This is a genomic window from Streptomyces sp. NPDC047853, from assembly GCF_043204535.1.
Taxonomy (GTDB): Bacteria; Actinomycetota; Actinomycetes; order Streptomycetales; family Streptomycetaceae; genus Streptomyces.
Genome location: NZ_JBIDCI010000012.1, coordinates 192,279 through 210,700, shown reverse-complemented (window position 1 = coordinate 210,700; position 18,422 = coordinate 192,279). Strand labels below are relative to the sequence as shown.

At 74.4% G+C, this 18,422-nt stretch carries 13 protein-coding genes; 11 read left to right on the top strand and 2 right to left on the bottom strand.

Annotated elements, in window-relative coordinates:
- Nucleotides 1-94 precede the first annotated feature (94 nt).
- Nucleotides 95-1,450, bottom strand: a complete 1,356-nt coding sequence (locus ACGF5T_RS23240; RefSeq protein WP_356612679.1) for a chloride channel protein — start codon at nucleotides 1,448-1,450, stop codon at nucleotides 95-97.
- 278 nt (nucleotides 1,451-1,728) lie between these two features.
- On the opposite strand from ACGF5T_RS23240, the gene ACGF5T_RS23235 reads away from it, so the two are divergent.
- The 5 genes from ACGF5T_RS23235 (at nucleotide 1,729) to ACGF5T_RS23215 (ending at nucleotide 5,066) form a co-directional block, all read left to right on the top strand.
- A complete protein-coding gene (locus tag ACGF5T_RS23235) occupies nucleotides 1,729-2,187 on the top strand; it encodes a hypothetical protein (protein WP_366767852.1) in 459 nt (152 codons plus the stop codon).
- Nucleotides 2,188-2,417: 230 nt separating this feature from the next.
- The gene (locus tag ACGF5T_RS23230) at nucleotides 2,418-2,810 is read left to right on the top strand and encodes a cell division protein SepF (protein WP_356612057.1); all 393 of its coding nucleotides are present in this window, start codon (nucleotides 2,418-2,420) and stop codon (nucleotides 2,808-2,810) included.
- Between the two features lie 96 nt (nucleotides 2,811-2,906).
- A complete protein-coding gene (locus tag ACGF5T_RS23225) occupies nucleotides 2,907-4,061 on the top strand; it encodes an ATP-binding protein (protein WP_366767853.1) in 1,155 nt (384 codons plus the stop codon).
- Complete coding sequence (locus ACGF5T_RS23220; RefSeq protein WP_356612054.1) at nucleotides 4,058-4,411, top strand: nucleotide pyrophosphohydrolase; 354 nt, start codon at nucleotides 4,058-4,060, stop codon at nucleotides 4,409-4,411. Before ACGF5T_RS23225 ends, ACGF5T_RS23220 begins: the two co-directional genes overlap by 4 nt.
- A gap of 184 nt (nucleotides 4,412-4,595) precedes the next feature.
- Complete coding sequence (locus ACGF5T_RS23215; protein ID WP_356612052.1) at nucleotides 4,596-5,066, top strand: DUF6099 family protein; 471 nt, start codon at nucleotides 4,596-4,598, stop codon at nucleotides 5,064-5,066.
- Between the two features lie 41 nt (nucleotides 5,067-5,107).
- On the opposite strand, the gene ACGF5T_RS23210 is transcribed toward ACGF5T_RS23215, so the two are convergent.
- Nucleotides 5,108-5,347, bottom strand: a complete 240-nt coding sequence (locus ACGF5T_RS23210; protein WP_366767854.1) for a hypothetical protein — start codon at nucleotides 5,345-5,347, stop codon at nucleotides 5,108-5,110.
- Between the two features lie 407 nt (nucleotides 5,348-5,754).
- Here ACGF5T_RS23210 and ACGF5T_RS23205 point away from each other — a divergent pair, with 407 nt between their 5' ends.
- The 6 genes from ACGF5T_RS23205 to fxsT all read left to right on the top strand — a co-directional run bounded on the left by ACGF5T_RS23205 (nucleotide 5,755) and on the right by fxsT (nucleotide 18,403).
- Nucleotides 5,755-6,678, top strand: coding sequence for an LLM class F420-dependent oxidoreductase (locus ACGF5T_RS23205; protein ID WP_356612048.1), 924 nt, complete (start codon nucleotides 5,755-5,757; stop codon nucleotides 6,676-6,678).
- A gap of 227 nt (nucleotides 6,679-6,905) precedes the next feature.
- Nucleotides 6,906-8,375 (top strand): 3' terminal RNA ribose 2'-O-methyltransferase Hen1, encoded by a 1,470-nt coding sequence (locus ACGF5T_RS23200; protein WP_366767855.1) that lies wholly within the window; start codon nucleotides 6,906-6,908, stop codon nucleotides 8,373-8,375.
- Complete coding sequence (locus ACGF5T_RS23195; protein WP_366767856.1) at nucleotides 8,372-10,957, top strand: polynucleotide kinase-phosphatase; 2,586 nt, start codon at nucleotides 8,372-8,374, stop codon at nucleotides 10,955-10,957. The genes ACGF5T_RS23200 and ACGF5T_RS23195 overlap by 4 nt, the downstream gene beginning before the upstream one ends.
- Before the next feature lie 205 nt (nucleotides 10,958-11,162).
- Nucleotides 11,163-12,656, top strand: coding sequence for a hypothetical protein (locus tag ACGF5T_RS23190; protein ID WP_366767857.1), 1,494 nt, complete (start codon nucleotides 11,163-11,165; stop codon nucleotides 12,654-12,656).
- Nucleotides 12,653-13,771: a MoxR family ATPase gene (locus ACGF5T_RS23185; protein ID WP_361009169.1), complete on the top strand. Its 1,119-nt coding sequence runs from the start codon at nucleotides 12,653-12,655 to the stop codon at nucleotides 13,769-13,771. The genes ACGF5T_RS23190 and ACGF5T_RS23185 overlap by 4 nt, the downstream gene beginning before the upstream one ends.
- Nucleotides 13,772-18,403, top strand: coding sequence for an FxSxx-COOH system tetratricopeptide repeat protein (gene fxsT, locus ACGF5T_RS23180; protein ID WP_366767858.1), 4,632 nt, complete (start codon nucleotides 13,772-13,774; stop codon nucleotides 18,401-18,403).
- The last annotated feature ends 19 nt before the right edge of the window (nucleotides 18,404-18,422 follow it).

Genomic DNA, 18,422 nt, shown 5'->3' with positions numbered 1-18,422 from the left:
CGCGCCGCGTGCCAGACGGCCCGCACCCTGCCGGAGCGCGCGGGGCCACCCCGCGGGCTGCCGGGCCGCCGCCGGCCGGACCGGTGGTGCTCCGTCACCGTGCGGTTCCCCTGCCCGGGCTCTCGGCGGCCGCCGGTTCGGTCCGGCGTACCAACTGGGCGACGACGAAGGCGACGACCGAGGCGATGACGATCAACGGCGTCTGGTCGTGGGCGTCCCTGCCCATCAGCAGCACCGCCAGCACCGCGCTGGCCAGCGGCAGCCCCGTCACCGCCGCCGCGGCGGCCGAGATGCCCAGGGCGAGGGCCGGGGTCGCCCCGAAACCCGGCAGCCCGGAACACGCGACGGCCGTGGCCGCGCCCAGCAGCACCGCGGGAAAGATCGGCCCCCCGCGCAGGCTGCCCAGCGCGATGCCCCAGGCCAGCCCCTTGCACGCCACCAGGGCCACCAGCGCGCCCACCGACCACGCGTGCGGGTCCGCGGCCAGTACGCCGAGCGTCGCCTGACCGGACAGGGCCGCCTCCGCCGGGGACCGGCCGGTGACCAGGGCGTACCCGCAGAGGCAGCCGCCCACGGCCACGGCGCACAGGACGGTGCGCGCGGCCGTGTGCCGCCGCGTCCAGGAGACGGTGCGGTGACCCAGCTCGCGGCCCAGCGTGACCAGCACCGCGATCAGGGCCGCGGTGGGGATGCCCCAGAGGAAGTCGCCCGCGTCCGGGCCGGCGGCCGGCGGGAGGTCCTGGAGGCTCAGGGCGCCGATCTCCAGGCCCGTCCACTGACCGAACCCGGTGAAGACCAGCGCGCCGGCCGCGCTGGCCAGCAGACACGGCAGCAGCAGGGCGACGAGCTGGGTGCCCGCCAGCCCCGCCCCCTCGATCAGCAGGACGGCCGCCGCGACCGGACCGCCGAGGATGGTGGAGATCGCGGCGGTGGACCCGGCCGTCGCGATGATCGCGCTCGCTTTCGGGTCGCCGGCCGCGCCCGCCCGCCGGACCGCCAGCAGCGCGAGCCCGCTGCCGACGGCCATCAGCGGCGCCTCCGGCCCCAGCACCACACCGAGCGGCAGCGTGGCCAGCGCGGCCAGCACCGCGCCGGGCAGCGCACGGGGGCCGACGGGCGCGCCGCCCAGCCCGTTCACCGGCAGATGCCCGCCGCCGCCCGGCATCCTGGTGACGATCGGCGCGAGGATCAGCCCGGCCAGCAGCAGTGCGGGCAGCGGCCACCACCAGGGCGGGGCGTCGTAACCAGCTGCCTCGGGCAGCGACGTCCACACCCAGTGCTGCAGCTGGTGCTGGAACCCGACGAAGAAGAAGCAGGCCAGCGCGATGGGCACGCCCAGCAGGACGCACAGCAGCAACAGCCGCAGATAGCCGGGGCTCAACAACGTGTGCCGCAGGGACTGTTCCGCCCGGCCCGGCACCGCGTTCGCCGGCGGGGGCCCAGTCGCCACGGTCCTCCTCCGTCCACCTCACCCCGGCACCTGGTCCGACGGGTCCGGGGCACGCGCTCGCACGTGCGCCTCAGTTAACGCGAGACGGGGCGGGGACGCATGCGCACGGGGCGCCCCCGGGGAGCGGGCGGCGGGCGGACCGGGCGGCGCCGGTTCACCCGTTCGGCGTACCCGCATGGCCGGTCGGCACCGGTGGCCGCAGGCTCGGAGGGACCTGTCGGCGCCCGGCGCACCGACGGGCCGAGGCCCGTACGGGCACACGCAGAAAGGACTCGCTCATGAGCCAGCACGCCGCACCTTCTCCCGGCAGGCCGACGCACGGCACAGGTGCCCCACGGTCGGCGGACCGCTCCGGCGGATGGGTGACCGGCGGGGTCGTCTTCGCGGGCGTCCTGATGCTGCTGAACGGTGCCCTCGCCGTCCTGCAGGGCATCGCGGCCATCGCCGAGGACGACGTGTACGCCCGCGTCGGCAGCTACGTCTACGAGCTCAACCTCACCGGCTGGGGCATCATCCACGTGATCCTGGGCGCCCTCGTCCTCGCCACGGGCTACGGACTGCTCAAGGACATGGCCTGGGCGCGCTTCGCGGGCATCTTCCTCGCCTCGGTCAGCCTCATCACCCAGTTCCTGTTCCTGCCGTACTCGCCCGTCTGGTCGGTGATCGTGATGGCGATCGACGTCTTCGTGATCTGGGCGCTGGCCAGTCGTCAGGACCGGGCGGACCAGCGGTCCTGAGGCCCCTTCGGCTCCCGACCGCGCGGGGTCCCGAAGCGGGCCGACCGCGGCACGGCGGTGGCGCGGACCCCGGCCGGGGTCGCGCCACCGCCGTGCCGGCGACCCGGATTCCTCCGGCGACCACCGGGCACGGAGCGTCGCGAAACGTGTCGCTGTTGGGCCGAACGGGTGACTTGGCGTAAGAATTGGCTGGTGCACGCATTGAAGGCGAGTGAGATCGGGGGGAGCCGGTGAACAGCCACGACGTCACCGATGAACAGTGGGAGGGGCTCGCCCAGGTCGTTCCTCTGCGCGGGCGGGACGCCTGGCCGTCCGCGGTGGGCCACCGGGCGCTGCCGGAGGCGGAGACGGAGACCCGCCGCCGCTTCGTCGTCCTGAGGGTCAACGTGTTCGCGGACGCCCGCGAGGTCGCCGAGATCCTCATGGCGGGCATCCCGGTCCTCCTGGACCTGACCAGCGCCGAGGGCGAGGTCGCCAAGCGCGTCCTGGACTTCAGCACGGGCGTCGTCTTCGGCCTGGCCAGCGGGATGCACCGCGTCGACCGCAACGTCTTCCTGCTCACCCCCGCCGGGACCGAGGTGAACGGGCTGATGGAGAGCGCGGCGCAGGTACCGGGAGTGTGACGGACCGCTCCGGTCCTGACGGTCCCGTCCCCCGTTCGTAGGAACGCCGTCCGGGCGGAACGGTTCGCCGTTCCGCCCGGACCCTACGGTCCGGACATGGCAGTGCCCCCCGCGTCGACGGCCCCGGCCGCACCCCTGCCGGACCGCCCCCGCGTCACCGAGCTGCGGCTGTCCGCCTTCGCCGGGCACCGCCGCGCCGTGCTGCGGTTCGGGCCGCTCACCGTGCTCGCCGGCCCCAGCGGGAGCGGCAAGACCACCGCGCTCAGGGCGTACGACGCCCTGGCCCGGCTCGGGGCCGGTGCCCGGCTCGGCGCGGCCTTCCCCGACCCGGTGGCCTGCGTGCCCGAGCGGGCCCGGCCCGACGCCCAGCACCGCCGCGGTTTCCGCATCGGCTGCACGGCCGACGGGGCGGAGGGGCCCGTGCACCTCGACGTCGCCGTGCAGGCCGAACCCGAGCTGCGCATCGTGGGGGAGCGGCTGACCGCGGACGGGGTGGTGCTCCTGGAGACGGCCCTGCGCGACCCCGGGCGCCGTGCCGTCCAGGCGGCCTGGCACACCGGCGGGTCCGCGCTCGTGACCCGCGCCCCGCTGCCCGACGACCGGCTCGGCACCCCGCTGCTGCCGCTGCGGGTGGCCGGCAAGACGGACGGGCAGCGCAGGGTGCTCGCCGCCGCCGAGCAGATGGTGGTCGCCCTGCGCTCCGTCTTCTCCTGCGACCCCCGGCCCGGCCGGATGCGGGAGCCCGTGCCCAGCGGCACCGGCCGGCTGCTCGGCGGCTGCGACAACCTCGCCGACGTGCTGTGGCGCACCCGTACCGAGTGCGGCCGCCGGCACGCGCAGTTCGTCGCGGCGGTACGCGCCGGATGCGCGGGCTCGGTCGCGGACGTGCTGGCGGAGCCGGTGACCGGCGGCGTGGTCCGCGCGTCGCTGGACCGTGGCGACGGCGTCCGCACCGGCCTGGCGCGGCTCGGCTACGGCGAGCTTCGCTACCTCGCCCTCGCCCTGCTGCTGTTCACCGGCCCCGGGGTGCTGGAGGTCGACCCGGTCGGTGAGGTCCCCGCCGCGCTCCAGACGCTGACCGTGCTCGCCGACGGCTTCGACCGGGGCCTGGACACCCGGCAGCGCGGGGAACTGCTCCGCCTGGCGGCGCGGATGTGCGACCGCGGTCACATCCGAGTGGTCGCGGCGGTGGCCGACCCCTCCTGGGCGACCGGGACGGACGGCGTCACGGTGGTACACCTGGACCCGTGACCGATCTTCCGCACCCGCCCCCCGACCTGCCCGCCCTCCAGCGCAGGCTCGCAGAGTTCGCCGCCGCACGGGACTGGCAGCCGTACCACACGCCCAAGAACCTCGTCGCGGCGCTCAGCGTGGAGGCCTCCGAACTCGTCGAGATCTTCCAGTGGCTGACGCCCGAGCAGTCCGCCCGCGTCATGGCCGACCCGGACACCGCGCACCGGGTCCGGGACGAGGTCGCCGACGTACTGGCGTATCTGCTCCAGTTCTGCGAGGTGCTCGGCGTCGACCCCCTGGCCGCGCTGGCGGCGAAGATCGAGCGCAACGAACTCCGGTTCCCGGCGCGGCCGGACCCGGACGCCTGAGCCGGAGGAGCCGCGAACTCCGTTATTACTCTCCGCAGTCGAAATCGGGTAGGAAACCATTTTGTTGTCCGAAGATTTCCCCCTTCCTCTGGCTTTTCGCCCCACACGCCTTCACTCTGGGTAGTGGACAACGGAGTTCGGGCGGACGCGCCGCGAGCGCGTCGGAGACAGACGGGGGCAGCGCATGGACGCTGTGCGGCTCATCGTGACGAGCGGGCGTGCCCTGGCGGCCGGCGGCGAGGTGCCGGACATCCTGACGGAGGTGTGGCAGGTGCAGGCCCTGGCGCAGGCGATCGGCAGCCGGCTGGCGGTCCACGGGCCACCGGAGCTGCGCGGCGAGGCGATCGGGCTGACCGAGCTGGCGGGCCGCGGCTGCGGAGTGCTGCACACCCCGGAGCTGGCCCCGGGAGAGCTGCGAGCCGCCCAGCTCACCGAACTGGGCGACGCGCGGCAGGCCCTGATGCGCCTGGGCACCCTGCTGGGGGAGACCGGCATAGCCCTGGTCGGCGTCGCCTGCGCCGCCGACGACGAGGCCACGTACTGGCAGTGCATGGAGGCCATCGACGCGGCGGACGAGTCGCGTGACCGGGTCCTGGAGATGCTCCGCAAACTGGCGGACCGGGACGCGGACCTGCCCGAGCGGGAGGCGGGCTAGCCGCCCCCCCCCGACGAGCCGCCGACCGCGCCCCGCACAGCTCAGTCGGTGTGTCCTGCCCCGTCCGCCGGACGCCCGGGACGCCCCGTGGACGCGGCGGACTCCGTCGCCTCCGGCAGCTCCCGGGGGCCGGGCCGCTCGGGGTCTCCCGCCGACTGGAGATCGGCGTCCAGGGCCGACAGGTCCGCGTTCAGCGCCGCCATGAGTTCCTCCATCTGCTGGAGCAGCCCCTTCGGCCGGGCCTGAGCCCCGTCCTGACGCGGCAGGTTCTCTTCGGACACGACGGCCTCCTCGGCCCCAGGCCCCACGGGGGGCGACACGGTTGGCGCGCCGGCGCACACCGCCCGGCGCGGAGGCCGGGCGATCCGCCTCCGCCCCGGCAAACGATCAACGCCCGACCCGGTCACCGGACCGGCCGCGCACCTCCCCCGGGCCGACGCGCGGCCACCCGGAAGCCGCGCGACCCGCCAGGCATCCGCGCCGAGCCGGGCGGGCCCGGGGGGAGCGGGCCGGGCTGGGCGGAGGCGGGGGGAATGCGCGCTGGGACGGACGGGCCCTGGAGGGACGCGCGTCGGGTCGGGTGGACCCGGAGGACATGTGCGCCGGGCCGGGCGGACCCGGAGGACATGCGCGCCGGGCCGGGCGGAGCCTGTGCGGCCCACCCGCGCCGAGCAGGCAGGATGGAGACATGGATCTGCGTATCTTCACCGAGCCCCAGCAGGGGGCCACCTACGACACCTTGCTCACCGTGGCCAAGGCCACCGAGGACCTCGGCTTCGACGCCTTCTTCCGCAGCGACCACTATCTCCGCATGGGCTCCGCGGACGGCCTCCCCGGCCCCACCGACGCCTGGATCACCCTGGCCGGCCTCGCCCGCGAGACCAAGCGCATCCGGCTCGGCACCCTCATGACCGCCGGCACCTTCCGACTGCCCGGCGTCCTCGCCATCCAGGTCGCCCAGGTCGACCAGATGTCCGGCGGCCGCGTCGAGCTGGGCCTGGGCGCCGGCTGGTTCGAGGAGGAGCACAAGGCGTACGGCATCCCCTTCCCCAAGGAGAAGTTCGCCCGCCTGGAGGAGCAGCTGGCGATCGTCACCGGTCTGTGGGCCACCGAGACCGGCAAGACCTTCGACTTCCACGGGACGTTCTACGACCTCACGGAGTCGCCCGCGCTGCCCAAGCCCGCGCAGCGGAAGGTGCCCGTCCTCATCGGCGGTCACGGCGCCACCCGCACACCGCGCCTGGCCGCCCGGTACGCCGACGAGTTCAACATCCCGTTCGCCTCGCTGGAGGACACCGAGCGCCAGTTCGCCCGGGTGCGGGCCGCCGCCGAGGAGGCCGGCCGCGCGGCCGACGCCCTCACCTACTCCAACGCCCTCGTCGTCTGCGTCGGCAAGGACGACGCCGAAGTCGCCCGCCGGGCCTCGGTGATCGGCCGCGAGGTCGAGGAGCTGAAGGCCAACGGGCTGGCCGGCTCCCCGGCCGAGGTCGTCGAGAAGATCGGCCGCTACGCCGAGGCCGGCGCGCAGCGCATCTACCTCCAGGTCCTCGACCTCGACGACCTGGACCACCTGGAACTGATCTCCTCCCAGGTCCAGTCACAGCTGTCCTGACCCGGTCACTCCGCCCCCCCGCCCCACCGGAGGACGCGCGGACACCACCCCTCGCACCGCCGCAGGACGCTCGGACACCGGCCCCGCGAAATAAGGGAAGGCGCCGGTCACCCGCCCTGTGCGATGGTGTGACCGTCGTCCTGCCGGAGCCCTCGGGATCTACCACCCCGGGGGCTCCCGCGCGTACGGCATCCCGACACCGACCACCGGCCGGAGAGGCCCTCCGCATGTTCCTGACCATCACCACCACCGGTACTCCCGAACGCCCCGCGACCGATCTCGGCTTCCTGCTGCACAAGCATCCCGACAACGCGCAGGCGTTCTCCACCTCCTTCGGCACGGCCCACGTGCTCTACCCCGAGGCGGAGGAGCAGCGCTGCACGGCGGCGCTGCTGCTGGAGATCGACGCGGTGGCGCTGGTACGGCGCGGCAAGGGCAAGGGACGGGGCGGCGCCCCCGACGCGGCACTCGCGCAGTACGTCAACGACCGCCCCTACGCGGCCTCCTCGCTCCTCGCCGTCGCGCTGGGCAACGTCTTCTCCAGCGCGATGCGCGGCGTGTGCAGGACACACCCCGAGCGGGCGGCCGAGCCGCTGCCGCTGCGCGTCGAGGTCCCGGCGCTGCCCGCCCGCGGCGGCCCGGACCTCGTACGCCGCCTCTTCGAGCCGCTCGGCTGGACCGTCACCGTCCAGAGCGTCCCGCTGGACACCGCGTTCCCCGAGTGGGGCGACTCGCGCTACGTCCGCCTCGAACTGGAGTCCGCGACGCGCACCCTCGCCGAGGCCCTGCGCCACCTGTACGTGCTCCTCCCGGTGCTCGACGACGCCAAGCACTACTGGGTCTCCCCGGACGAGGTCGACAAGCTGATGCGCGCCGGTGAGGGCTGGCTGCCCGCCCACCCGGAGCAGAAGCTGATCACCAGCCGCTACCTGTCCCGCCGCTGGTCGCTGACGCGTGAGGCGATGGAGCGACTGGAACTGATCCGGCTGGCCGAGAGCGACGACAGCGAGGTCGAGGAGATCGACAACGCCGTCGGGGCCGAGACCGAGCAGGAGGACCGGCCGACCCCGCTCGCCGTGCGGCGCCGCGAGGCGATCCTGGCCGCCCTGCGGGAGAACGCCGCCGCCCGCGTCCTCGACCTCGGCTGCGGCGAGGGGCACCTGGTGCGGGAGCTGCTCAAGGAGCCGCGGTTCACCGAGATCGTCGGCGTGGACGTGTCGGTGCGCGCGCTCACCATCGCCTCCCGCCGGCTCCGGCTGGACCGCATGGGCGAGCGCCAGGCCGCGAGGGTCGCCCTGTTCCAGGGCTCCCTGGCCTACACGGACAAGCGGCTGCGCGGCTACGACGCCGCCGTCCTCAGCGAGGTGATCGAGCACGTCGACCCGCCCCGCCTGCCCGCCCTCGCCTACGCGGTGTTCGGGTCCGCCCGCCCCCGCACCGTCGTCGTCACCACGCCGAACGTCGAGTACAACGTGCGCTGGGAGAGCCTCCCCGCCGGCCGCGTCCGCCACCGCGACCACCGCTTCGAGTGGACCCGCGCGGAGTTCCGGGCCTGGGCGGACGAGGTGGCCGAACGGCACGGCTACGCGGTGGAGTTCCGGCCCGTCGGACCCGACGACCCCGAGGTCGGCCCACCCACCCAGATGGCCGTCTTCACCACCAGGACCGAGACCGAGAAGGAGGCGAAGGCCGCATGAGCACCACCGACGCCACCGCACGGGCCCGCACCCTGCCCGTCACCGACCTCTCCCTCGTCGTGCTGATCGGCGCCTCCGGCTCCGGCAAGTCCACCTTCGCCCGGCGCCACTTCAAGCCCACCGAGGTCGTCTCCTCGGACTTCTGCCGGGGTCTGGTCGCCGACGACGAGAACGACCAGAGCGCGAGCCGTGACGCCTTCGACGTCCTGCACTACATCGCGGGCAAGCGGCTCGCCGCCGGACGCCGCACCGTCGTCGACGCCACCAACGTGCAGCAGGACGGCAGACGCCAGCTGGTCGAGCTGGCCAGGAAGCACGACGTCCTGCCCATCGCCATCGTCCTCGACCTGCCCGAGGAGGTGTGCGCCGAGCGCAACGCGGCCCGCACCGACCGGGCCGACATGCCCCGCCGGGTCATCCAGCGCCACATCCGCGAACTCCGCCGCTCCCTGCGCCACCTGGAGCGCGAGGGGTTCCGCAAGGTGCACCTCCTGCGCGGCGCGGAGGAGGCCGAGCAGGCCACCGTCGTCACCGAGAAGCGCTTCAACGACCTCACCCACCTCACCGGCCCCTTCGACATCATCGGCGACGTCCACGGCTGCGCCGCCGAACTGGAGGCCCTGCTCGCACGGCTCGGCTACGCCGACGGTGTGCACCCCGAGGGCCGCACCGCCGTCTTCGTCGGCGACCTCGTCGACCGCGGCCCGGACAGCCCCGGCGTACTGCGCCGTGTGATGTCGATGGTGAAGTCGGGCAACGCCCTGTGCGTCCCCGGCAACCACGAGAACAAGTACGGCCGCCACCTCAAGGGCCGCAAGGTCCAGCACACCCACGGACTCGCCGAGACCGTCGCGCAGATGGACGGCGAGAGCGAGGAGTTCCGCGCCGAGGTACGGGAGTTCATCGACGGCCTGGTCAGCCACTACGTCCTCGACGGCGGCCGGCTCGTGGTCTGCCACGCCGGCCTGCCGGAGAAGTACCACGGCCGCACCTCCGGACGGGTCCGCAGCCACGCCCTCTACGGCGACACCACCGGCGAGACCGACGAGTTCGGGCTGCCGGTGCGCTACCCGTGGGCCGAGGACTACCGGGGCCGTGCGGCCGTCGTCTACGGCCACACCCCGGTCCCGGAGGCCACCTGGCTCAACAACACCATCTGCCTCGACACCGGTGCCGTCTTCGGTGGCAGACTGACCGCGCTGCGCTGGCCCGAGCGCGAACTGGTCGACGTACCGGCCGAGCGGGTCTGGTACGAGCCGGCCAAGCCGCTGCGCACCGAGGCGCCCGGTGGCAAGGACGGTCGCCCGCTCGACCTGGCCGACGTGCACGGCCGCCGGACGGTGGAGACCCGGCACGCCGGCCGGATCACCGTGCGCGAGGAGAACGCGGCGGCGGCCCTGGAGGTCATGAGCCGCTTCGCCACCGACCCCGGACTCCTGCCGTACCTGCCGCCGACCATGGCCCCCACCGCCACCTCGCAGGTGGACGGCTACCTGGAGCACCCGAAGGAGGCCTTCGCCCAGTACGCGGCCGACGGCGTGGCGCGGGTCGTGTGCGAGGAGAAGCACATGGGCTCGCGGGCAGTGGTCCTGGTCTGCCGTGACGCGCAGACGGCGCGCGCCCGCTTCGGGGAGGGGGGCACCTCCCGCTCGAGCGCGGCCGGGAGCGGGGGAGGCCCCACCGGGTCCCTCTACACCCGCACCGGCCGCCCCTTCCTCGACGACGCGACCGTCTCCGAGGCGATCCTCGACCGGCTGCGCACCGCCATCGGCGAGGCCGGTCTGTGGGACGGACTGGCCACCGACTGGCTGCTGCTCGACACCGAGCTGATGCCGTGGTCGCTGAAGGCCTCCGGACTGCTGCGTTCCCAGTACGCCGCCGTGGGCGCCGCCTCCGGCGCGGTGTTCCCGGACGCACTGGCCGCGCTGGAGGCCGCCGCGGCCCGCGGCGTCGACGTCACCGGCCTGCTGGCCCGCCAGCGCGAGCGGTCCGCCGACGCCGCCGCCTTCACGGACGCCTACCGCCGCTACTGCTGGCCCACCGAAGGCCTCGACGGCGTCCACCTGGCCCCGTTCCAGATCCTGGCCGTCCAGGGCCGCAGCCTGGCCGCCCTGCCCCACGACGAGCAGCTCGCCCTCATCGACCGCCTCGTCGAGCACGACGGCAGCGGCCTGCTGCGCACCACCCGGCGCCTGTACGTCGACACGGGCGACCCGGAGTCGGTGGCTGCGGGCACCGACTGGTGGCTGGAGATGACCGGCCGCGGCGGCGAGGGCATGGTCGTCAAACCGCTCGGCGCACTGGTCCGTGACGCCAGGGGCCGCCTGGTCCAGCCCGGCATCAAGTGCCGGGGCCGCGAGTACCTGCGGATCGTCTACGGCCCCGAGTACACCCGCCCGGACAACCTCGCCCGGCTGCGGCAGCGGTTCCTCGGCCACAAGCGGTCCCTGGCGCTCCGCGAGTACGCCCTCGGCCTGGAGGCCCTGGACCGCCTGGCGGACGGCGAGCCGCTGTGGCGGGTCCACGAGGCGGTGTTCGGCGTGCTGGCCCTGGAGTCGGAGCCGGTGGACCCGCGGCTGTGAGCGCACGTTTCCGGCCGAGATGCCCCTGAGGGGGTGTCCCGGCCGGACGCCGTGCCCCGGGACCCCACACGTCCCTGGTTAACCGTCAGTTGCCGTGCTAGCTTCGCAGGTCGGTCAGGCAGACGTACCGACTCACGGGGGACAGTCGGTGGAGACAGGCGCGGGATTCGGCGGGACGGCGGACGCTTCCAGGCACGCGCGGGGCATGGCGCTGCTCTTCGACCTGACCGAGGCGCTGTGCGGCATGAGCTGCACGGAGGACCCGCAGGCGCGCGGACAGTTCGCCCAGATGCTCGGCGAGAACCTCGGCCGCCCCGTCGACCTGCGGGGCGTCAGACAGCGCGAGGACGTGGTGACCCTCGTGCGCACCGCCCTGAACGAGGCGGGCGGGGAGCACGTACTCGTCGGGGTGGTGCGCATCCTCGAAGGCGCGCCGGCCGGCGAGGAACTGGACCAGCTGATCGCGCCCGCCCGCTCCGGCGCCCCGCCTCCCCAGGCGCCGCCGGGTCCGCTCGGCCGCGACGACGAGACCAGCGCGCGTGCCGTCCTGGCCAAGGGCGAACTCCCCGCGGACCGGCTGCGGGACGACCTCGCGGTGGAGCTGGGCGGTCTCGACCTGCCCCTCGGGCTCCTGCCCGACCAGCTCTTCCAGCACGTCCTCGAACGGAACGTCCAGCCGGACGGCCTGCCGCCCGCCGTGCTCCTGCTCGACCGGGCGTCCCTCCTCGCCGACGCGCCCGGCCACCGCACCGCACTGTCCGGCTGGGTCGACGACTGGGCCCGGCGCGCTGAGCTGACCCGGGCCCTGGAGCAGCGGCGGGACGCGCGGGCCGCCGTGGTGCGCGGTCCCGACATCCCCCGCTGCCTGATCGTCGCCGTGGAACCGGCCCGGGACGCCTCCGGCGACGTCGTGGTGCGCCACTGGCTCAACACCGTGGCCGGCCACTGGAACCCCCAGCCCGGCACGCCGGCCGTCACCACCCTGGACGCGCTCGGCTCGGCCGTCGACGAAGCGCTGAGCCAGGGCGCCCGGCTCCGTCCCGGCCCCCGCGACCGGCGTCCGAGTGGAACCGGGCAGCCTTCGGCGTATGTCGAGTTCGTCCTTCCGTACGACCTCCTCAACCACGATGTGGCGGGGTTGACGCACCGTGTCGGCGACGGCCAGCCCTTGCGCCTGGGCACCCGGTACGGAGTCCACCTACGCAGTCTCGAGCGCATGCGGTCCCGGGACCGCCGGGTCCTGGAGCAGTGGGAGGAACGCTGGGACGCCCTGCGGGAGCAGGGGGTGGCCGTGCACGGCTGGAGCGCGCCGGACGGTGGCCGGCTCGGTGCCTGGCAGACGGCGCTCGCCGGGGACACCGGCCGGACGGCCGTGGTGCTGGACGCCCCGGCCGACGCGCCCGCCCTGGAGGCGCTCAAGGCCGCCATAGCGGAAGGCGTGGGGCTTGCGGTCTGGGACCGCAGGGGAGTCTTCCCGGAGGAACGCCGGGAGGTGGTGACCGCCCTGTTCGCCGCCGTGCCGACGCCCGGGCAGATCCCCCTGGCCGTCCACCGCCTGCGGGAGAACGCCGAACGGCACTCCCAGGGCCCCGGCCGGCTCCTCGGCCGGCACATCGGGTTCCTCTGGGACGATCCCACCCGTCTTGTCGACATCCAGTCCGACTACGGCGATCTCGCCGGCGAGGAGGCAACGGCATGAACGCGCAGGAGCAGGCGTCCCCGAACGGCTGGCGGGTGTTCCACGGCACCGGCCGGCCACCGGTCGTTCCGCCCGCGCTGCCCGCGGCGCCGCCCTGGCGGCTCTTCCGCGGCGAGCCGCCCCAGCCCGCGCCGCCGGACGACCCGCAGGCCGCGCTGCGCCGCCTGGGCGACGGACAGGTCACCGCGCAGCTGGGCACCGACGAGATCGACACCGTCAACGCCGCCCTGCTGCTGCGCAGGCCGCTGCTGATCACCGGCCCGCCGGGGGTCGGCAAGTCCACCCTCGCCTACCTGATCTCCCGTGAACTGGGCCTGGGCCGGGTCCTGGAGTGGAGCATCGTCAGCCGCACCACGCTCCGGGACGGCCTCTACGTCCACGACGCGATGGGACGTGCCCAGGCCATCGCGGCCTGGCAGGCCGGGCTGCGCACCACCACGGCCCCCCACGCACCCGACGGGACCGGATCCGCCGCCGGGCAGACCCCGGCCGACACGGCCGACGTCAATGTCCCGAAGTCCTCGTCACCCGAGCAACTCCCGCCCGTGCTGGGCGACTTCATCACCCTCGGGCCCCTCGGTACGGCTCTCCTCCCTTACGATCGTCCGCGGGTGCTCCTCGTCGACGAACTCGACAAGAGCGACATCGACCTGCCCAACGACCTGCTGCACGTCCTGGAGAACGGAAGCTATGACGTCCCGGAACTGGTCCGTGACGCCGCCGACAGCGCGCGCGTCCACACCAGCGACCCCGGCGGCCAGGCACTGCTGCGCAGCGGACGGGTCGAGTGCCGGGAGTTCCCGGTCGTGGTGATCACCAGCAACGGCGAACGGGAGTTCCCCGCCGCCTTCCGCCGGCGCTGCCTGCCGTTGGAGATGCGCACGCCGAGCCGCCGGCAGTTGCTGGCCCTGGTGGAGGGGCACCTGGGGTCCAGGCCGCAGGGCACCGAGGATCTGGTCGACCTCTTCGTGCAGCGGGTGCAGGCCGGCGGTACGCACTCCCTGGATCAGCTACTCAACGCGGTGCAGATGACTACCGCGGGTGGTTTCCAGGCGGACGGTGACGGGCGTAAGCTCGTGGAAATGCTCCTCCGCGACCTCGCGAAGGGCCGCTGAATGACCGGCTTCCCCAGGGAGCACGCATCCGGACCGGGCGACGAAGACCCCGTATCGGGGACGTCGCCTCCTTCGGTGCTGCCCGAAACCCTCGACGAGGGCGTCGTCGCCCTCGGCGGGCACCAGGCCGGCGTGCCCGTCGCCTCCGACCGTGACGTCGCGGGGTCCGCCGCCACGGACCGGTCCGTGCCGGGGCGTGACCAGCCGTACCCGGGTGATCCGCAGTCGTCGGCGCCGCACTGGCAGGAGGTCGCCGACGCCGTCTGGCTCGCCGCCTACTGGGACCGCCACGGTGCACCGGGCCGGACGCCGGTCCCCGCCCCGCGGCCGGACCGCCCGCTCCCCACGGATGCGCCCGTGGCCGAAGGACCACGGGACCCGGCTCCGGAGGAGACGGACGCCGGCCCCCCGGGCCCGGACCCCGCCGCCGAAGAGCTCCCGGCTCCCGTCCGGCCACCCGCCCCCGGCAGCCCCGATCCGGCGCCGGGCCCCCCGGACGCGTCCGCACCACCCGCACCCGCTCACGTCCCGCTCCGGCCGGCGGCCCGCAACCGGCTGTTACCCGACCCCGAGGGCCCCTTCACGCTGCACGCCGGCCGACCGCTGCTGCCCGCCGAGGACGACCCGCAGTCCGGGCCCGGCCGGGCCACCGCCCTGCTCGCCCGCGCCCTCCACCAGCTGGCCCGGCGCATCCCCTCCCGCCACACCCTGGAGCTCGACGAGGAAGCCACCGCCGAGCAGGGGCTGGCGGACGGCATGTGGCTGCCCTTCCTGCGGCCCGCCCGCACCCCCGCCTTCGACCTGGTGCTGCTCACCGACGACGCCCCGACCATGCGCATCTGGCAGGAGACCTGCGCGCGGCTGGCCGAGGCCGCCGAGCACAGCGGCGCCTTCCGAGGCGTCCGCCCGGTACGGGTGCACGTGCCGCGCACCGGCACCGCCACCCTGCGCTGGAGCACCGGCCGGGCCGACGCCGACCCGGCCGAACTGCTCGACGGGCGCGGCGGCCGCGTCTTCCTCGTCGTCACCGACGGCCTCGCCCCCGGCTGGGCGGCCCCCGCCGCCGACGACCTGCTCAAGCGCCTCGCCCACGCCGGCCCCACCGCCCTGGTCCACCTGCTGCCCCCGCACCTGCGCCACCGCAGCTCCCTCTACCCGTACGAGGCGGTCCTGGAGGCCGGCGGCTTCGGCGCCCCGAACGACGGGCTCGGCCACTGGGCGCCGCCCGGCGGCCCCGACCCGTTGCGCCCCCTGCCCGAGGCCGGCGACGACTCGGTGCCGGTGCCCGTGCTGTCGCTCAAGCCCGGCTCCCTCGCCGCCTGGTCACACCTCGTGACCGGGGAACGCGGCGTGCGCCGCGCCCTGCCCATCGTGCTGGCCGGTGCCCTGGCCAAGGGCGCCCCCGCCCCCGGACTGCGCGCCCCGCGCTTCCCGCGCGCCGCCACCACCGCCGTACGCCGCTTCTTCACCCTCGCCACTCCGGCCGCCCGCCGGCTCGCCACCCAGCTGGCCGCCATCCCGTTCGACCTGGACCTCGTGGAGCAGCTGCGGCGGCGCACGATGCCGGAGACCGGGCCCGACCACCTCGCCGAGATCCTGATGGGCGGTCTCATCGACTGGGACCGAGCCGGCGAAGGGCGTCCCGAGTTCGCCGAAGGGGTCCGCGAGGCACTGCTCGCCACCACGACCCGCAGCCAACTCGCCCGCACCGTCGCGGTGGTGGGCGAGCTGCCCGCCGCGGGGCAGCGGGGCGTCGCCCTGCGCGCCGCCCTCCACGACCCGGCGGGCGCCGCTCTGCCCGACCCGGCCGAGCGGGGCTGGGTGCGCAGCGAACTCGCCGTGATGCGCGCCCTCTCGGGGCCCTACTCCGAGCGGGCCAGGCGCATCGAACCCGCAGTCGCCGGGCCCGTGCCGCCCGGTGCGGCCGAACGGGTGGACGTCCGTTTGCCCACGGGTACACCCACTGAGGTGAACCCGGCGGGTGACGACGGGTCATCCGGTGGCCGAGAAGGCAGTCATCCAGCGTCGAGCGATTCCGACGAACCTGGAGCACCCGTGCCGCTGGTACCCGACGCGACCCCACTCGAAGCCCCGGAGGCTGAGCCGCTCATGCAGAGCACCACGACCGCCACGTCCGCCCTCCTGGTGAACGTTCCCCTGCGGAACACCTCGTTCGTCGGCCGCCAGGGGCTGCTGAGCGCCGTGGAGGAGCAACTCGGCGCGCAGGACACGGCCGCCGTGCTTCCGCACGCACTGCACGGGCTCGGCGGGGTCGGCAAGTCGCAGCTGGCGCTGGAGTACATCTGGACCCACCAGCACGACTACCGGGTGATCTGCTGGATCCCCGCCGAGCGCGAGAGCCTCGTGCTGGCCGCACTGGGCACGCTCGCCGCCCAGCTGGGCGTCGTCCCCGCCGGCCAGGACCGCCCCGGCGCGCCCGCCGCGAACACGGCGGTGCCCGCCGTGCTGAAGGCACTGAGCGAGGGGAAGCCGCACGGCAACTGGCTGCTCGTCTTCGACAACGCCGAGGACGTCGACACGGTGCGGCAGTACTTCCCCACCAACGGGCCCGGCAAGGTCATCGTCACCTCCCGCAACCGGGCCTGGGAGCGGGTGGCCACGCCCCTGCCGGTGAACGTCTTCGAGCGTTCCGAGTCCATCGAGCTGCTCCAGAAGCGCTCGCCCGACCTGTCTTCCGACGACGCCGACCGGCTCGCCGACGCCCTCGGCGACCTGCCGCTCGCCGTCGAGCAGGCGGGCGCCTGGCGCGCGGTCACCGGCATGCTCGTCGACGAGTACCTCGACCTGCTCGCCCAGCGCAGCCCCGAGATCCTGGAACTCGACCCGAACCCCGACTACCCGGTGTCCGTCGCCGCCGCCTGGGACCTCTCGCTGGAGCGCATCCGGCAGAACAACCCCGGTGCCCGGCAGCTGCTCGACATCTGCGCCAGCATGGCCCCCGAGCCCATCCCGCGGTCGATCCTGCGCGGCAGCCGGGGTGTCAGCATCACGCCGGAGATCGACCCGCTGCTGCGCGAGTCGATCACCCTGAACCGCGCCATCCGCGACCTCAACCAGTTCTCCCTGATCAGAGTGGACCCGCGGTCCAACACCCTCCAGATGCACCGCCTCCTGCAGACCGTGCTCCTGGCCAAACTGGGCGCCGAGGAACGGGAACGGATGCGCGGCGCCGCGCACCAGCTGCTGTCGGCGGCCAAGCCGGGCGCCCCCGGCGCCTCCCTGGAGTGGCCCGCCTACCAGGCGCTGCTGCCGCACGTGCTCGCCTCCCAGGCGGTGACCAGCTCCGACACCTGGGTGCGCGACCTCGTCACCGACACCGTCTGGTTCCTGTACTACTGGGGCGACCACGAGGGCGCGGCGGACTACGCCCGGGAGGCCTGGAGCGCCTGGCTCGCGGCCTCCGGCGAGGAGGACATCCACGTCCTGCGCATGACCAAGAGCTTCTCGTTCCTGCTGCGCCAGACCGGCCAGGTGACCGAGTCCATCCCGCTGATCGAGCAGGCGCTGGAGACCTCCCGCCGGCTGGAGGTCGAGCCCGAGGAACTGATCGACTCCCTGTGCGAGATGGCCGACGCCCGCCGCTACCAGGGCCGCATCCACGAGGGGAGGACCGTGAGCCAGGAGGCGACCGAGCTGTCGCGGTCCCTGTTCGGCCCGGACGATCCCACCACGCTGCGCGCCATCCACTCGTGGGGCGTCGACCTCAGACTGTGCGGAGAGTTCCGCGAGGCGCTGCCGCTGGACCGGGAGAACGCCCGGCTCCGCGACCTGCTGTTCGGACCCACCAGCTTCTTCACCCTCAACACCCTCAACGGCCTGGCCATCAACATGCGGGAGAGCGGCGACTACCCCGGGGCGCGCGACTTCCAGGAGGACGTGTACCGGCGGGCCGGCGCCGCCTTCGGTGCGGAGCACCCGCTCACCCTGCGCATCGCACGCAACCTGGCCGTCTGCCGCCGCCGCGACGGCGCGCTCACCGAAGGCGCGGAGCTGTCCACGGAGACGCTGCGGCGCTTCAACAGCCGCTACGGGCCGGACCACTTCGACTCGCTCTCCACCGCCACCAACGTCTCGGTCGACCTGCGGCTGACCGGGGACCTCGACGGCTCCAGGGAGCTGGCCGAGGAGACGGTCCGGCGCTACGAGCAACGGCTCGGCGAGGAGCATCTGTACACCCTGCTGACCCGGGCCAACCTGGCCGCGACCCTGCGCACGCTCGGCAACCTGGACAAGGCGCAGGAGCACGAGGACGAGGTGGCGGACCGGTTGGCCGCGACCGTGGGGGAGGGGCACATCACCGCCCTGACCACGGCCCTCGGCCAGGCCAGTACGGCTTACGCCCGCCTGGACTTCGAGCGGGCGCACGCAATCGACCGGGCCAACCTGCCGCGGCTCGCCGAGGTGGCCGGCGAGGACCACCCGCTGACCCTGTCGTGCACCGCCAACCTCGCCCTCGACCTGCGCGGCCTCAGCCGGGGCGCGGAGGCGGACGAGTTGCTGCGCAGGGCGGTCGAGGGCTTCACCCGCGTGGTGCGCGCCGACCACCCCTGGCTCCTCGCGGCCCGCGGTCGGCGTCGCATCGAGTGCGACATGGCGCCGATGCCGCTGTAACGCCGCCCAGCGCCCGGCG

What these genes read in the sequence shown, in the direction of transcription:
- ACGF5T_RS23235 (WP_366767852.1), top strand. Translation starts at nt 1,729, where the DNA reads ATGAGCCAGCACGCCGCACCTTCTCCCGGCAGGCCGACGCACGGCACA.
- ACGF5T_RS23225 (WP_366767853.1), top strand. Translation starts at nt 2,907, where the DNA reads ATGGCAGTGCCCCCCGCGTCGACGGCCCCGGCCGCACCCCTGCCGGAC.
- ACGF5T_RS23215 (WP_356612052.1), top strand. Translation starts at nt 4,596, where the DNA reads ATGGACGCTGTGCGGCTCATCGTGACGAGCGGGCGTGCCCTGGCGGCC.
- ACGF5T_RS23205 (WP_356612048.1), top strand. Translation starts at nt 5,755, where the DNA reads ATGGATCTGCGTATCTTCACCGAGCCCCAGCAGGGGGCCACCTACGAC.
- ACGF5T_RS23200 (WP_366767855.1), top strand. Translation starts at nt 6,906, where the DNA reads ATGTTCCTGACCATCACCACCACCGGTACTCCCGAACGCCCCGCGACC.
- ACGF5T_RS23195 (WP_366767856.1), top strand. Translation starts at nt 8,372, where the DNA reads ATGAGCACCACCGACGCCACCGCACGGGCCCGCACCCTGCCCGTCACC.
- ACGF5T_RS23190 (WP_366767857.1), top strand. Translation starts at nt 11,163, where the DNA reads ATGGCGCTGCTCTTCGACCTGACCGAGGCGCTGTGCGGCATGAGCTGC.
- ACGF5T_RS23185 (WP_361009169.1), top strand. Translation starts at nt 12,653, where the DNA reads ATGAACGCGCAGGAGCAGGCGTCCCCGAACGGCTGGCGGGTGTTCCAC.
- fxsT (WP_366767858.1), top strand. Translation starts at nt 13,772, where the DNA reads ATGACCGGCTTCCCCAGGGAGCACGCATCCGGACCGGGCGACGAAGAC.